Source organism: Aurantiacibacter marinus (genome assembly GCF_001021555.1).
Taxonomy (GTDB): domain Bacteria; phylum Pseudomonadota; class Alphaproteobacteria; order Sphingomonadales; family Sphingomonadaceae; genus Alteraurantiacibacter; species Alteraurantiacibacter marinus.
Genome location: NZ_LDCP01000001.1, coordinates 1,276,613 through 1,291,489 on the forward strand (window position 1 = coordinate 1,276,613; position 14,877 = coordinate 1,291,489).

The window sequence follows — 14,877 nt, forward strand, 5'->3', positions numbered from 1 at the left end:
ATGTTACCACGCGAAGAAATAGCAACTGCGCAGATACCCGGCGGCGATACGCTGACCCTCGTCAGCCATGGGCGTGACTTCATCATCATGCTCGGCCGGGATGAGCTGATGGGCACCAGGATGCAGTTCAGCGAAGAACAGCTTGCCCAGCTGACGCTGGAGCGGCTGGACGTGCCAGGTCCTCGCCTCCTGATTGGCGGATACGGCATGGGGTTCACGTACCGCGCTGCGCTGGAACATCTGCCTGAAGGCGGCAGTGTTATTGTGGCCGAAGTGGTGCCCGGTATTCTCGAATGGGCGAAGGGGCCGCTGGCGGATCTGACCGGCGAAAGCCTTTCCGATCCGCGCGGCGAAGTCGTACTGGCCGATGTCGCTGCGCTGATAGATGACGCAGTCGACGGCACAACGCCCCTGTTCGATGCGATCCTGCTGGATGTTGACAATGGGCCAGATGGTATTGTGCGTGAAGGCAATGAACGGCTGTACACGCGCACCGGCATTGCCCGCATGCGCGATGCGCTGAAGCCCGGCGGGATCATCGCGATCTGGTCCGCCGCACCAGATCACAAGTTCACCGGCCGACTGCGTGATGCGCAATTGGATGTCGAAGTGCGCACCGTGCGTGCGCGCCCCAATAACAAGGGCCCGCACCACACGATCTGGTTTGCGCGCCGGCGCTGATCAGTATTGCCTAGGCCTGCTTCATCCGCAGCGCGCCCATGTAATCCATTTTGCCGACCTTCAGGCCTTTCATGCGCAAAATGGCATAGGCAGTGGTCGCGTGGAAATAGAAGTTCGGTTGGCTGAAACTCAGCAGGAATTCCTCGCTCGCGAAGGGCAGATCAATCTTGGCGCGCTCGAATACGAACCGTGTCTCTCCGCCCACAAAGCTATCGATTTCGCCCTTCGAAATGGCGCGTAACGTATTTTCCGCGGCTCCTAGGTTCAGGCGCATTTGTTCAAGCCCTGTCGCGGGTTCTTCCATATCTGGAGAGAATGCGCCGCGCCGTACGCCCTCGATCGCACCCACCGAATGCACGACCATGCTTTTTACCTGATAGGCAAAAGGAAGCATGTCCTCGGCCATACGGGCCCCTGCCAGTTCCTCTTCCGGAATGTCGCAATCCTTGGCTTTCCCAATCCAGCCCTGTCCGGCTTTCAAAAGCTGGATCATCGACGGAATAGTGGCTTCATATAGAGAAAAAGACATGGACCTAAAGCTCCTGACAGCCGCGCAGGGACGCGCGATCAATGTATTGGAACTTGCTGCCACTCGCTGCAGCTGTTTTCAAGCGTCCTGCGGGTTGCCGTACCAGCGCCAAAAGGGCAGTTAGCATTCAGCCGATTCGCCTTGGCTTGTCGCTCGCGAAATTGGCCACATCGAAATTCATGTTACAAATTAGGGCCTTATGTTCCACATTTGCGCCCCATACTGAAGCATGACAAAAACAAGACCGAGTCAGTCCGCAATACTCTGCTTATCCAACAAGCGATTGACCGGTCGCATCACGCCGCTGTGTGGGGGTTTGGCGATGCAGGTAAATAATGACGCTATGACCAGGGCTCTCGGTGCGATCCGGGACGCGACTGATGTCGCTGGCTTGCGCACAGAGGTGATGCACGCCCTTGGATTGTGCGGGATTGACGCAGCCTTTTTTGTGGCGCCGCTGGCCCGCGATATGCGCGCCGGCCGCTTGCTGACCAACATGGGTTTCCCCCGTGTGTGGGAACGCCACTATCGTGCTCGCCTGCATTTTGTCGATCCGCTGCCCACATTGTCCTTTGATTTCAGCAATGCGTTTTTCTGGCCGGAAGATGTGCACAGCGGCAAACTCAGCAAGCAAGAACGCCGCTATATGGAAATTGCGTCGCAGTATGGATTGGCATGCGGAATAGGGGTTGCCTGCTACGGGCCTCATGGCAGAGCGGGTTTTCTTGGGACGGCCTGGACTGGCGATATCCGTCCTTCCGATAATATCCTGCTGACCGTCCACCAGATCGGGCAGACATCGTTTCAGCGGTACTGCCAGATCATGCGCGAACACATCGATATAACGCCGCTGTCCAATCGCGAGCTGGAGGTGCTGGGCTGGATGTGTTCGGGCAAGAGCAATCCTGCGATGGCGGAAATCATCGGAGTCTCTCGATCATCAATAGATGCGTATATCCGGCGGATCTTTGCCAAGTTGGGAACCACGGACCGCACTGCCGCCTGTGTGCGGGCCTATTCGCTGGGCCTGATTGCCAGCCAAGAGGTTGTAACACTTGTCGAAAAAGCGCGCGTGCGTGATGAGCCGCGCCGCTGACGGCACAGCTCAGGCGCAAGTGTAAAAAAGCGTAAATATCTGAGATTCAAGCGATTGCGTAACATGACTATGAAGAACGTGGTCCGTATATGAACCTACAGAGGCGCTGGCTGAGGCTTCGGGTCGCACCGTGGACTCACAGCGCCTTGGCGTTTTGGAACCCACACCGGGACGCCAAATTATCTGCCGTGGACCTTCATAGGTCCGCAGCCGATACCTTACGAAGCGCCCTTTCGGAGCCCCCCTCCGAAAGGGCGCTTTTTTTGCATTGAGCAGACGTGAAAAAACCCGCCGGTCAAATATGACACGGCGGGTTTGTTCCGGCCCGGTAGGCCATGATTTGCCGGTGAATCAGCGCACGCGTGGGCCGCCAAACGGCAAAGGCGGTGGGGGACGGCGCGCACCCCGGGGCAGCTGTGCCTGATAGGCCCTTCCGCAATGTTCGACGCAATAGGGGAAGCCGGGGTTCACCTTCACGCCGCAAAAGTGGAAGTCCGGTTCGCCCGGATGGCCCATCGGCCAGCGGCACACACGCTCATTCAAATCCAGCAGGCTGGTTTTTTCAGCCATTTCGGGACTCGGCTTGGCGGGCACCAGGCGACGCGGAGGCGCCGGCGGGATGGGTGGCTGCTGGTCACCCGGTCCCTGACGCAGAAACCCGCCAGGGCCGTAAGACACGATTTTGGGAAGATCGTTCTGCTTGTTCGGCATCGGCTGGCTTGGAATGCCGGATTGGGCGGGAGAAGGGGTTGGCGCAGCACTAGGGGCAGCGGCAGGCGCCGCTTGCCGTGCCGGTGCGGCCGGCTTGCGCGCAGCAGGCTTCGCTGCGGGCGCTGCCGCCGCCTTCTTCTTGGCAGGCGCTTTCTTGGTGTCCTTGGCCTTCACAGGGCTTGGCCGCGCTTTCAGGCCGAGCCGGTGCGCTTTGCCGATCACTGCATTGCGTGACACGCCGCCAAGTTGCTCTGCAATCTGGCTGGCAGTGGAGCCGCCCTCCCACATTTTGGTGAGCGTTCCAATGCGTTCTTCCGTCCAACTCATGCAATCTTGTCCAATCGTGTTCGTGCAGGCGCTTTTAAAAGCTGCGTGCCGTAATTCTTGCCAGTCCGCTCCGCTCAAGATAGGCGCACTCCCATGGCTGAACAAGCATCTGAAACCGCCGGAATGGGCAAAGCCGCTTCCGCCGAATTCGCGGGCACGCAAAACCGTGCCAAGCGCCAGTTCCCGCCAAAGGGGGAGCCCCAGATCACCGGTATCAACCGGATCGGACTGTGGAGCCTCTATATTAAGGAGATTCGGCGCTTTCTCAAGGTGCAGACGCAGACTGTTTGGGCCCCTGCTGTCACGACGCTGCTCTTCCTGGTGATTTTTACCGTCGCGCTCGGGCGTGAGGGGCGGGTAGTGCTGGGCGTTCCGTTCGGCACCTTCGTTGCGCCGGGGCTGATTATGATGGGCATGATGCAGAACGCATTTGCCAATTCCAGCTTCAGCCTGCTGGCAGGAAAGATGCAAGGCACAATCATTGATCTGCTGATGCCGCCCATTTCCAATGCGGAGCTTATGCTGGGCATTGTCGCCGCAGCGGTGACGCGCGCAGTGCTGGTAGGCGGCGCGGTGGCGCTGGCAATGTGGCTTTATCCCGGCGTCGATTTGCATGTCGCGCATCCATGGGCTGTCATCTGGTTCGGCTTGATGGGCGCGACAATGCTGGCGCTGTTTGGTTTTCTGGTGAGCATCTGGGCAGAAAAGTTCGACCACAATTCGGCGATCAGCAATTTTATTGTCGCCCCGCTCAGCCTTCTGTCGGGCACGTTTTACGTCATTTCCAACCTCTCGCCCTTTTTCCAGACGATCAGCCGCGCGAACCCGTTTTTCTATATGATTTCCGGCTTCCGCTTCGGCTTCCTGGGTGAAAGCGACATCGGCAACACAAATACGGCGGTGCTGGGCGCAGCCATTGGCGTTGGTGTGCTGAATGTGGTGCTGGGCCTGCTTACCTACGCGGTTCTCAAAAGCGGCTGGAAGCTCAAAAGCTGATCGCGGAAGCCCGCTAGTGCGTGAGTGAGCGGCGCAAACGGTAGCGACTGCCTTGAAAGTCCTCGAACAATTGGCCGATTTGCGGATGGTCAATCGGCTCGCTAGCCAAATCCATCAGCAAGTTCTGCTGACTGACATAGGCAACATAAGAACTTTCATCGTTTTCGGCGAGCAGATGATAGAACGGCTGATCGCGGCGCGGACGTTGGCCTTCCGGTATCTGTTCGTACCATTCTTCCGAATTGGCATAGACGGGGTCGATATCGAACACGACGCCGCGAAAATCATGGCTGCGGTGCCTTACAATGTCGCCAATGGCAAAGCGGGCTCGGGAACGGCGAGGTGCGTCCACCCGGCGTCCGGCGTGGGAAGAATAGAAATCGGCGCGGTCCATGATAACAAATATAGGCGGGGAAGCTGTCACAACAAGGCGGACCTTCGGCCAATCACCGGTTTTTGGCTGCGAATGGCACACAAGGACTTGGCAAGCGTTCGCCCATCCGCTAACCGCCGCGCTCCTAAAAGGCCATGCGGGTAATCTCGCAACCTCATCTCGCGGAGAGGTGCCGGAGTGGTCGAACGGGGCAGTCTCGAAAACTGTTGAGCTCTTATAGGGTTCCGAGGGTTCGAATCCCTCCCTCTCCGCCACTTACCAGCCGCCGAAACTCCGCACGCTCTAGACAAGCGTGATGCGCGTTTCTTGCAGGTTTTGACTATCTGGCCCGGCCATGATCACGATTTCGCCTGGCTCTACCAGCAGTTTGCCGTCGGCATCGCGGTACCCGAAATCTTCCGGCCCAAGCTCGAACTGCACAACTTGCACCTCCCCCGGTTCCAATAAGACTTTCTGAAATCCCCGCATTTCCTTGATCGGGCGCGCCCTGCTGGCGATGGAATCGCGAATATAGAGCTGGACAACGTCCTGCCCGGCACGGTCACCAGTGTTTCTGACTGACACCGATACCCGCAACCTGTCTTGCAGACCGATTGAAGCACGCTCTGCTTGCGGAGCGCCATAACCAAAACTCGTGTAGCTCAGCCCGTGCCCGAACGGATAGAGCGGCGTCGAATCGGAGAACACATAATTGCGGAATCGCCCCGTCGGCTTCTGGTAATAATAGCCCGGCAATTGTCCGACATTGCGTACGATTGTCACCGGCAGTTTGCCGCTGGGATTCACGTCACCGAACAGGATGCTGGCGATGGCGTGGCCGCCTTGTTCGCCGGGATAGAAGGCATCAAGGATCGCCGGGCAATTCTCTGCCAGAACCAGCGGAGATAGCGGCCTGCCATGGATCAGCACGGCGACGGTGGTCTTGCCGAGCGCCAGCAGGGCCTCTGCCAGTTCATTCTGCTCTCCGATCAGTTCCAGATCATCACGGTCACCGCGTGAATCTCCGGCGAAATAGGCTTCTCTTGCGGTGGATTCGTTTCCGCCCAGGCACATCACGATGACATCGCAATCCTGTGCGGTAGCAACAGCTTCTGCGATCAAGCGCCGATTGCGCGCAGGATCGGCCTGAACGCTTTCATCCGAGGCATCGGTCTCGATCTCATTATTGCCTTCATCGCCTGCAGTGATAGCGCAGCCTTGCGCGTATTCGACTTCAAATCCCGCCTGCTCGGCATAGGCCTGCAACCCCTCGAGCGCGCTGACCCCGACGAAGGGTTTGGGCGAATATCCGCCCAGATGGACTGATGCGGCATTTGGGCCGACCACCAGCATCTTGCGTACCGCAGAGCTTTGCAGGGGGAGGACATTGCCTTCATTCTGGAGGAGGACGATTGATTCCTCTGCCATGCGCCGGGCGAGCAGTTTGTGCTCGGTACTGCGGGCCAACCGGCCGGCAAGGGCAGGATCGGCAAACGGCATATCGAACAGACCGCATTTGAACTTGGCGGCAAGGATGCGTTCGGCCGCGCGCCGCACGTAACGTTCTTCCAGCAAGCCATCGCGGACAAGCTGGGGCAACATGAGGTAAACGCCATTGTTCGCCAGTTCGATATCAACGCCCGCGCGCAAACCCATGATGGCCGCCTCTGCTTCTGATCCGGCAACGCCGTGCAAACTGTGAATGCGGCGCACATCGTCCCAGTCGGACACGACATAGCCTTCGAAACCCCAGTCATCGCGCAGCACATCATTCAGCAAATGCGTATCGGCATGGGCGGGCACGCCGTCGATTTCCCCGTGCGAAGCCATCAGGCCAATCGATCCCGCCTCTGTGATCGCCGCCCGGAAAGGCGGAAGCACCACGTTCTGCATTTCCACCGGCCCGATGTGCGACGGTGCAAAGTTTCGGCCGCCAATGCCTTGCCCGTACCCGGCGAAATGTTTCACGCTGGTAGCGATCCGGTTAGCTGGGAGGTATTCCGCAGGAGCACCTTGCAGCCCTTCGACAATAGCCTTCGCAGACACGGTAACAACGTGTGGGTCTTCGCCCCAGGTTTCTTCCGAACGGCCCCAGCGCGGGTCTGTGCAGATGTCGATATTCGGAGAGAAACAACCCTGCGACCCGCGTGAGCGCGCTTCTTTGGCGGTGGCTTCAAACACCTGCCTCACCATATCGGGGCGGAAGGCGCAGGCCATTGCCATCGCTTGCGGGAACTGTGTTGCCCCGTCGGCGAGCAGGCCATGCAGGCATTCTTCAAACACGAAGGCGGGAATTCCGAAGCGGCTGCGGCTGACAACTTCCTGCTGCATCGCCATCACGGCGCGGGCGTTGTCTTCCGGCCCGGCTTCAAGGCTGGCGGAATAGACGCCGCCGATCCCGTGCGCGAAATAGGGGAAATCCGCTTCAAACCCGGCAGGGTCAGACATGACATCGGCAGCGCGGGGGCAATTGAGCTGGGCGGCCATTTCGTCCAGCGTCATCAGATTGGCCAGTGCCGCTGCGCGCCTTGCAGGAGAAAGGCTTCTGTCGCGGTAATCGTCGCTTGCCTGATTTACTGCGGCAAGCACCGGCATTGGAAACGCAGCCGTAAGGCTCGCGCCTGAAATTCCGGCCAGTAGGGCGCGTCTGCTTACCTGCATGTCTGTTTACCTCTTCACCATTTGTGCAATATTGATTGCTTATGATTTGTTCTGACTGTTTTGGAGTAAGTGATCAAGCTTTAGCGGCCTTCCGTCCCAAGAGGACTGGACGCGGATATTCAGGGTAGCTGGGTTGCTGCAAGTTCGCTGGCCATGAAGCCGTACCTTATTGCGCGCGCGCTGATGGTGGTGCCCGGTTCGGCGTGGAACGGCCCTGTGTAGATGCGCCCCGGTTCGGGTGCCTCGGCTCCGAGCGTATAGGCGATGCTGGCACCCGCCGTCCCGCTCGACAGGGTGACAAGTCCTTGTTCGACCGTGATCTGCGGAGTGGCGGTTTGCGGCTGGACCAGTCCCGGCCACATCGCTTCGATCATCTCGATCTCGGGCAGGGCGCTGAGATCACCTGTGGACGTAATCCAGTCGTCCATGGCACCGCGCAGCCTGCGCAGATGGTATGAATAGGCGGGATCGCTGGCGAGATTATGGATTTCATGCGGGTCGGCGATGATGTCATACAGTTCTTCGGCCCCGCGCGGCTGTGTTAGCCGGGCGGCGGCTGGCGGAAGGCCGCCTTCTGCTGCGACGCGCCAGAATTCCTGCATCGTGGGCAGATTGTCCCTGTAGGCTAGAGGCCGCAGGACAGCGAGTTCCGGCTGATAATTGCGGATGTATTTGAAGTGTGCATCCCTCACCGCCTTTGTCCGTCCCGGAACAGCGTCAAGCCGGTCGGCGGCTGCAAAAACGTACTCAGCCGCAGGTTGGGTGGTGAAGTCGCGGCCCTGAATAAAGGCCGGACTATCCGCGCCTGCAAAAGCGAGCAATGTGGGTGCAAGATCAACAAAGCTTACAAGGCTTGTGTCAATCTCGCCTGCGCGCCTGCCATCGGGATAACGGACCATCATGGGCACTTGAATACCGCTGTCGTAAACGGTTCTTTTCATGCGCGGCAGTCCATCGCCATGGTCTGTGGTGATGATGACAATGGTGTTGTCCGCCAGCCCTTCTGCCTCAAGCCGCGCGACAATTTCACCCACTTTTTGTTCGGCGAATGCGACATTGTCATAAAGCGTGGCAATATCGCGCCGCACGATTGGCGTGTCGGGCAGGTATGGAGGCACTTCAACGGACGCGGGATCAGTCAGCCGCTGCTTACCCGCAAGCGCCCGCCGGTTCCGCTCTGTCACTCTGGTGACAAGCGGATCATCGCTTACGCGATCTTCCGGCCACATGTACCCTTCGTGCGTCTCGTAAATGTTGACCATGGCGAAGAAGGGCTGCCCTTCGGCTCTGCCAGTCCAGTCCGCATCGCCGCCATTGGCGTCCCAAATGGTGAAGGGGTCGCCGAATTGGTAATCCGTCTTGCCGTTGTTGACCGTGTAATATCCTGCGCGGCGAAGCAGTTCGGGGAAGGCCTTCACATCGGCTGGCGGCACCGCCTCATATTCAATCGGACCGCCGCCGGAAATCCACGTGACCGGAGAGCGGGTGCGCATGTGCTGTGTGCCGAGCGTTTGCTGATGGACGCCAGTGATCAGCGATGATCTGCTTGGCGAGCATACACCCGAAGTGGTGAAAGTGTTGGGATAGCGGACCGCCTGCCGGGCAAAGGCATCGAGGTGGGGGGTTGTGGCGATATCATCGCCAAAGGCACCGATGCGCGGGCCCATATCTTCGAAAACGATCAAAACGATATTGGGCCGCGCATCGGGTGATGGTTCCGAACCCGTTCCAGCAGAGGTGGCTACGCATCCTGCCAGCAGCAGCACCGCGAGGGCGGCGAGCAGGCTTTTCAGATGCTGCATGGAGTTAGTCCGGCCACCATTCTTCGATTTGGGCGCGCAGCGAGGCGACCCGCTGGGTTTGCGCAGCGTCCCCAGCCAGATCATCACGCTCATCAGGATCGTTAACCAGATTATACAGTTCTGCCCGGCCTCCATCGTGATCATTGACGATCAGCTTCCAATCGCCTTCGCGGGCCCAGCGATGGGTCACATTGACCGTCGGATTATCAAGATCGACCGAGGTGTGGTAATAGATTTCCCCGAACATCGTGCGCGGGGCAAGGCTGGACTGGCCGCGCAGGTACGGCAGCAGATTTGTGCCTTTCAGTTCGGGCCGCTGCGGCAGATTGGCTAGCGCCAATGTGGTCGGGAAGAAATCGACAGAACTGATCAGATCGTTGCGTCGGCCTGGTTCGATATGTCCCGGCCAGCGTACCATGATCGGTGTGCGAACCCCTCCTTCGTAGGGCGAGCTCTTGCTTCGCGGATCGTACCGCAGCGTGCGCCCCTGAAGGTCACGGAAGCTTTCCCCTTGCCGGTTGGGGACCCAGCCATTGTCGACGATGAACATGATAACGGTGTTGTCTGCCTGACCATGCGCTTCCAGCAAATCCATCATCTGCCCGACAGTTTCGTCGAGCCAGGCGATATTGGCATAATATCCAAGGGTCCGATCATCGAGGCCCATGTTTTCATAAGGCTCCCTGAAGCGGGGTTCGGCATCGAAGGGCGAGTGCGGCAGGTAAGGCGCGAACCAGACGAAGAATGGATCATCCCCGACATCACCCAGAAAATCATCAATCGGCTGCATTGTGCGGCGGCCAATACTCAGTCCCTGGTCGCCATGACGCGTCCCTTGCGTCATTCCATCGGTAAAGCCGCCATTGGCAAAGGGGCCTTCCCAGAACTTGCCAGTCTGCATGCTGCGATATCCCTGCCTGCGAAGATCCATCGGCATCGGAGTCTGCATTTCGAGGAAACGGAAAGTATCAGAATGCGCCATGCCTTCGGGCGGATCATTGAAGCAGATACCGTGATCCCAAGCGTATTTGCCGGTAATCAGAGTGGCCAGTGACGCACGGCACAGGCTGGTCGGCACATAGCCATTGGGAAAGACCGCCGATTCAGCAGCAAGCTGGTCGAGGTTCGGGGTCTGCACAATGTCATGCCCCATGAAACCGAAATCGCCATAGGCCTGATCATCGGCGATGATCCAGACGATGTTTGGCGGGGTTTCCTGCTCCAGCGCAGCCTCTGCCAAAGGGTTGTCCTGCGAAAAGGCGCAGCTTGCCAAAATCGAGAGCAACCCGATGGTCGCCACTATTCTTGCCGGAATGCGGATTTGCATAGTCTGAATTCCCAGTCTGATTGTTATTCCCGTTCCACGGAAACGATGCGGTCACCTGCTTGAGACAGGGTGAAGTGGTACGTTCCGGGGCCAATCCTGCGCGCGGCGATATCGTTCACGCCGAGCCGGACAGTAGCCTGCGTGTTGAACGGCACTTCGACTTCCCAGCCGATGGTATCATCGGTCCGCGCCCACTCGCTGCGGATAAGGCCGTAACCTGTTTCCAGAGAGACAATTGCCTCATCAAGATCGGCCGGGAACACAGGGCTGAGCCGGAAATGCTTGTAACCCGGATTGTCGGGATCGGGATTTATGCCGCCTAGTCCGCTGTAGAACCACGCATCGTAACCCCCTTTGAACGGGTGGTTCAGTGATTTGCCCGGTTCAGCACCGTCTTCCGGCACATATTGCATATTGTCTTCCCACAGGGTCGTGCCGCCAAGCGTATCGAACAGGTAAGAGTATCCCGGCGCACCCGGCGCCGTGAAAATTGCGAAAGCTGTATCGGCATGGCCATGATCGCTGAGAGCCGGATAAAGCCAGGTCTGTCCCAACGCGCCTACGCTGGCGTGCCCGCCCCAGGTTACGCGCACATCATGTTCAATCGCGGCAGAGACACGTTCAAGTTCAGAATCTGGCGCGATCCCGAAGGATATCGCCATCGCGTTGGCCGTCTGGCTGCCATAGCTGCCCGCAGCGGCATCGTAATAGGCAGCGTTGAAGGCATTGCGGATCGCATCGCGGCGCGCAGTAAACGCTTCGGCATCGTCATTCCGGGCCGTCAGCGCTGCCATATCTGCCATCTGGTCGTAGACCCGCGCAATCAGCGCTGTGGCGGTCACTTCGCCCGGCGTGCTGACGGACATGCAGCGTCCCAGCGGACGCGCCGCGCCGACCGCTGGCAGGGTATCGCACCAGTCGCCGTAGAAATGTGTGTCGTCCGTGAACAGGTCGCCATCTGCGACGGTTTCGACATAGGCAACATATTCCAGCAGACTTTCATATTGCCCTTCGATCACTGAAAGATCGCCGCTGTGCAGATAATGCTCCCACGCCAGAAAAACTTCGGCCGCAGCCCAGTCAATCATGCCGGACCGCGTCCGGCGACCCGGCACGATGGTGGGGGCGATTTGGTCGGTGGTTTCGAAATCGCCCAAATATTTTTCAAGGAACGGCGCCATATCGAAGTTGTAACTGGCCATGTTTACAGTGGCATGGGCATCGCCGGTCCAGCCATTTCGTTCCCGGATCGGGCAATCCGAAGGCACACTGACCAAATTGGTTTCGAAGGACCAGAGAGCGGTTTCGTGAATGCGGTTGAGCAATTCGCTCGACGATTGGAAATGGCCAATCCGGTCAACATCGGTGCGGGTAAGGTGGGCCGTGAACGCATTGATCGGAGGAGGGCCTGAAAGGCCTGTAACTTCCATATAACGGAACCCGTGCCACGTAAAAGAAGGCGACCACGGCTGCGCGTCCACGCCGTCTGAAACATAGGCGTCAACTTGTTTGGTGCGCGGCGCTCCTCCTCCTGAATTCATGCCAACCTGGCCGGTATCGTCCGCCCACTCGGCATATCGGAAGATCACCGTCTGTCCCGGCTCCAGATTCAGTTGCGAGAAATCGATCGTGGGAATTCCGGTGAAGTTTTGCCCGAAGTCGATTGTCCAGACACCCGTTGCAGGGTTCAGCACCGCCTGCGGTGTTACCTCTGTCACCCGGCGCACAGGCGGCATTTCAGCAGCGACAAGTTGCTGAGTGGGAGCATCGGCAAAGACGGCTGCAGGCACCCAATCAGCGGAAGACGCGCCAGCTGGCGTTGTCCATCCGGAAAGCTGCGCCCGCGCGTCAAACACTTCACCCGAATAGACGCCGTTCTTCAGAATGGGGGAGGGGTGGGCCTGCCAGCTTTCATCGCTGATGATCACTTCGCGCGATCCATCCTCATACTCGATTTCCAACTGGGCGATGGCGGCGGGTTCGCCGTAGAACAGCCTGTCCAGCCCGAACGCCGTGCGCTCTGCGTAAAAGCCGTTGCCCAGATGGATGGCCAGCGTGTGTTCGCCCATGCCCAGCCGGTCGGTAAGATCATCGACATCGTAATAGATGCGCTTGTCGAAATCAGTCTGTGCCGGGTTCAGGATACGGTCGCCGATTTTCTCGCCGGACAGGAAGAATTCGGAATAGCCCGCTGATGTAGAATACAGCATGGCCGAGCGAACCGGGCGATCAACTGTAAAATCGCGCCGAAAATAGGTTGCGGGGCGCATCGCCCTCAGCCGCCCGAACGTGTCTGCGACCGTCGCCGGGTCACGGAACTGTGGATCATTAGCCGTCGCAGCAAGCCAGCGTTCCAGGCCGGGCGTTGATTCTGCCGGATCAAACAACGGGCTGGTTATCCAGCGCGCCTGCCAGTCAGTCTGTTCCAGCAGGGCCATATTCCATGATGCAGTTTCGCTCCACGCGCCGGGAGCATCCGCTCCGTCAGCCCAGATCCGCACCCGCCAGAACGCCTGCTGCCGCGAAGCCAGTGGGGCGCCGGCATAGGGAATGGCCAGCGAGCGGCCGTCAGACACTTTCCCGCTGTTCCAAAGGTCAGCTTCGCCCGCGGTTAACCGTCCAGCCGTGCTCGCCACTTCAATCTGGTAGGCATCCTGCGCAGTGACCGGGCTGCGCCATGAAAGGCGCGGAGAGGTGCGGTCCACTGCGCGGGGCACCAGTTGATTCTCTACCTGAAGGTGGAGCGGCGCGATTGTTGCGGCAGATGTAACGGGCGACCCTGCCTGCAAACCTGATTGCGGATTTAGGAAAAGCGCAGCTGCGGCCACAAGCGGAAGACCGAACACGCCTGAGCGCCAACTAAATCGAGACATAAACCCCTCCAGATTCGATATGATCAATATGCATCATTAAGGCGCAGAAGCAATCAGCAATCCAATCGGGAGTGCCTACTCAATGTTGCTGTCCAGATCGCTGAAAGCATTGCTTGCCGCGATATCGACATTGGCGGATGCAATTGTTCCGGCGATCCCGGCATGGGAGCCGATAGTGATGCCGACCGTCGTGGAGGCCGTGCTGCGTGCGCCCTCAACGCCGAAAATGCTGTTGTCGGCCACGCTGGCATTGGTAACGCCTTCAAGCACAATGCCTTCGTACCGGCTGTAGCGAACGGGGCTGTCGGCCTGCGAAACGCGGGCGCCAAGATTGCGGATCAGGTTCCCCGATATGGTAACATCATTGGCGGATTCGACTTGAATGTTACGCTGTACGCCATTGAAGATATTGTCCTTCATCACCACGGGTTGGACAATCCGCTCTATTGTCTGCCCATTGGTAGTGCGCAGCGGACCGCTGAGGGATTCGAGCGAAAGGCCGCGCACGATATTCACGAACAGATTGCCTTCCATGCGAATGTTCTGTGCGCCGCGTTTGGACGAGATGCCGTCGAACCCGCCGTAAAAGCGATTGTTTCGCAGCACGTAATTACCGCCGAGTGTGGGATCATATGGGGAAGCGGAGACATAGATGCTGGCATCGCGGATGCCGAAGAATGTGGAATCCTCCACCAGTGCAGACCTGACGCCAGTGATGAATAATCCGCTGTCCCCGCCAGCATTGCGCCACGTGTCGCTAGTGCTGTCAATCGCGGGGGCAGTCCGGGGATTGTCGAAATAGGCATTTCGGTTGGCATCCGCGATCGGCGCGCCGATTACTGTGAGGCTGCGTACGGTTACTGCCCCGACCTTGAGTGGCGGGCTGGTTGACAGGGTGCCGCCGCCGTTGATGCCGCGGAAGGATAGGCCATCTGTAGTGCCCGCCACCGGCGTACCTGTGGTGGTAGCCCCAACGCCGGTTCCCTGTGGCACTGTGCCGGAAAGGCGTGCTTGGGATATATTCAGCTCTCCTCCCGTCCAGCCTATGTCCACGACATCATTGCCGCCGCAATTTCCGCTGAAGGAGGAAGCAGTCACATCGAAATCTATCAGATCGGAATTCACATCCGGCCCGGCCACAAAGACCGCACCGGTTGCAATAATGGCAAAGCTCTTGTTCTGGATCACTGCAGTGACGCCATCTGCGCTGTTGATGTTATACGTGCCCGCAGGGATAGTAAGTGTGTCGCCCTTGCTGGCAGCCTGTTGCAGCGAGGTCTGGATTGCCTGCGTGTCGTCCAGCCCGTCATTTGCAATTGCGAGCCAACCGGCAGTTCCATCACATTCCCCTCCAGTAGCCGCGAAGGTATTACCACTTGGCGGAGGTGATGGACTGGGTGTTGGACTTGGTGATGGTGTTGGCGTGCCTGACACAGTCGGAGTAGGTGAGCTGCTGGAACCTCCTCCGCATGCGACAAGCGGCATCGATGCAGCCAGAATT

The 14,877-nt window shown here is 58.7% G+C and carries 11 protein-coding genes and 1 tRNA gene; 4 read left to right on the forward strand and 8 right to left on the reverse strand.

Annotation, left to right across the window (positions count from 1 at the left end; all coding sequences use genetic code 11):
- Entirely contained in the window at nucleotides 1-681 is a 681-nt protein-coding gene (locus AB731_RS06150) for a spermidine synthase family protein (protein ID WP_047091999.1), read from the forward strand.
- Between the two features lie 10 nt (nucleotides 682-691).
- Here AB731_RS06150 and AB731_RS06155 read toward each other — a convergent pair whose 3' ends face one another.
- A complete protein-coding gene (locus AB731_RS06155) occupies nucleotides 692-1,210 on the reverse strand; it encodes a DUF1993 domain-containing protein (protein WP_047091998.1) in 519 nt (172 codons plus the stop codon).
- Between the two features lie 343 nt (nucleotides 1,211-1,553).
- Here AB731_RS06155 and AB731_RS06160 point away from each other — a divergent pair, with 343 nt between their 5' ends.
- On the forward strand, nucleotides 1,554-2,306 hold the full coding sequence (locus AB731_RS06160; RefSeq protein ID WP_162199449.1) for a helix-turn-helix transcriptional regulator: 753 nt from the start codon (nucleotides 1,554-1,556) through the stop codon (nucleotides 2,304-2,306).
- Between the two features lie 351 nt (nucleotides 2,307-2,657).
- Here the strand turns inward: AB731_RS06160 and AB731_RS06165 are convergent, their stop codons facing one another.
- Nucleotides 2,658-3,344 (reverse strand): GcrA family cell cycle regulator, encoded by a 687-nt coding sequence (locus AB731_RS06165; RefSeq protein ID WP_047091996.1) that lies wholly within the window; start codon nucleotides 3,342-3,344, stop codon nucleotides 2,658-2,660.
- Nucleotides 3,345-3,467: 123 nt separating this feature from the next.
- Here AB731_RS06165 and AB731_RS06170 point away from each other — a divergent pair, with 123 nt between their 5' ends.
- Nucleotides 3,468-4,340: an ABC transporter permease gene (locus tag AB731_RS06170; RefSeq protein WP_047092961.1), complete on the forward strand. Its 873-nt coding sequence runs from the start codon at nucleotides 3,468-3,470 to the stop codon at nucleotides 4,338-4,340.
- A 13-nt stretch (nucleotides 4,341-4,353) separates the two neighbouring features.
- On the opposite strand, the gene hspQ is transcribed toward AB731_RS06170, so the two are convergent.
- Nucleotides 4,354-4,734 (reverse strand): heat shock protein HspQ, encoded by a 381-nt coding sequence (gene hspQ / locus AB731_RS06175; protein WP_047092960.1) that lies wholly within the window; start codon nucleotides 4,732-4,734, stop codon nucleotides 4,354-4,356.
- 163 nt (nucleotides 4,735-4,897) lie between these two features.
- Here hspQ and AB731_RS06180 point away from each other — a divergent pair.
- A tRNA-Ser gene (locus AB731_RS06180) sits at nucleotides 4,898-4,988 on the forward strand.
- 28 nt (nucleotides 4,989-5,016) lie between these two features.
- Here AB731_RS06180 and AB731_RS06185 read toward each other — a convergent pair.
- The 5 genes from AB731_RS06185 to AB731_RS13635 form a co-directional block, all read right to left on the reverse strand.
- Complete coding sequence (locus AB731_RS06185) at nucleotides 5,017-7,374, reverse strand: glycoside hydrolase family 3 N-terminal domain-containing protein (protein ID WP_047091995.1); 2,358 nt, start codon at nucleotides 7,372-7,374, stop codon at nucleotides 5,017-5,019.
- A 119-nt stretch (nucleotides 7,375-7,493) separates the two neighbouring features.
- Complete coding sequence (locus AB731_RS06190; protein WP_047091994.1) at nucleotides 7,494-9,176, reverse strand: sulfatase-like hydrolase/transferase; 1,683 nt, start codon at nucleotides 9,174-9,176, stop codon at nucleotides 7,494-7,496.
- A gap of 4 nt (nucleotides 9,177-9,180) precedes the next feature.
- Nucleotides 9,181-10,503 carry a sulfatase family protein gene (locus AB731_RS06195; RefSeq protein ID WP_082126363.1) on the reverse strand — a complete coding sequence of 441 codons (1,323 nt, stop codon included), beginning with the start codon at nucleotides 10,501-10,503 and terminating at the stop codon, nucleotides 9,181-9,183.
- Between the two features lie 23 nt (nucleotides 10,504-10,526).
- A complete protein-coding gene (locus AB731_RS06200) occupies nucleotides 10,527-13,376 on the reverse strand; it encodes a family 78 glycoside hydrolase catalytic domain (protein WP_082126364.1) in 2,850 nt (949 codons plus the stop codon).
- Between the two features lie 75 nt (nucleotides 13,377-13,451).
- Nucleotides 13,452-14,810 (reverse strand): right-handed parallel beta-helix repeat-containing protein, encoded by a 1,359-nt coding sequence (locus AB731_RS13635; protein WP_052768800.1) that lies wholly within the window; start codon nucleotides 14,808-14,810, stop codon nucleotides 13,452-13,454.
- Between the last annotated feature and the right edge of the window lie 67 nt (nucleotides 14,811-14,877).

Excerpts from the sequence above, each read along its gene's own strand:
- AB731_RS06185 (WP_047091995.1), bottom strand. The coding sequence starts at position 7,374 with ATGCAGGTAAGCAGACGCGCCCTACTGGCCGGAATTTCAGGCGCGAGC.
- AB731_RS06200 (WP_082126364.1), bottom strand. The coding sequence starts at position 13,376 with ATGTCTCGATTTAGTTGGCGCTCAGGCGTGTTCGGTCTTCCGCTTGTG.
- hspQ (WP_047092960.1), bottom strand. The coding sequence starts at position 4,734 with ATGGACCGCGCCGATTTCTATTCTTCCCACGCCGGACGCCGGGTGGAC.
- AB731_RS06190 (WP_047091994.1), bottom strand. The coding sequence starts at position 9,176 with ATGCAGCATCTGAAAAGCCTGCTCGCCGCCCTCGCGGTGCTGCTGCTG.
- AB731_RS06160 (WP_162199449.1), top strand. The coding sequence starts at position 1,554 with ATGACCAGGGCTCTCGGTGCGATCCGGGACGCGACTGATGTCGCTGGC.
- AB731_RS06170 (WP_047092961.1), top strand. The coding sequence starts at position 3,468 with ATGGGCAAAGCCGCTTCCGCCGAATTCGCGGGCACGCAAAACCGTGCC.
- AB731_RS06150 (WP_047091999.1), top strand. The coding sequence starts at position 1 with ATGTTACCACGCGAAGAAATAGCAACTGCGCAGATACCCGGCGGCGAT.
- AB731_RS06165 (WP_047091996.1), bottom strand. The coding sequence starts at position 3,344 with ATGAGTTGGACGGAAGAACGCATTGGAACGCTCACCAAAATGTGGGAG.
- AB731_RS06155 (WP_047091998.1), bottom strand. The coding sequence starts at position 1,210 with ATGTCTTTTTCTCTATATGAAGCCACTATTCCGTCGATGATCCAGCTT.
- AB731_RS06195 (WP_082126363.1), bottom strand. The coding sequence starts at position 10,503 with ATGCAAATCCGCATTCCGGCAAGAATAGTGGCGACCATCGGGTTGCTC.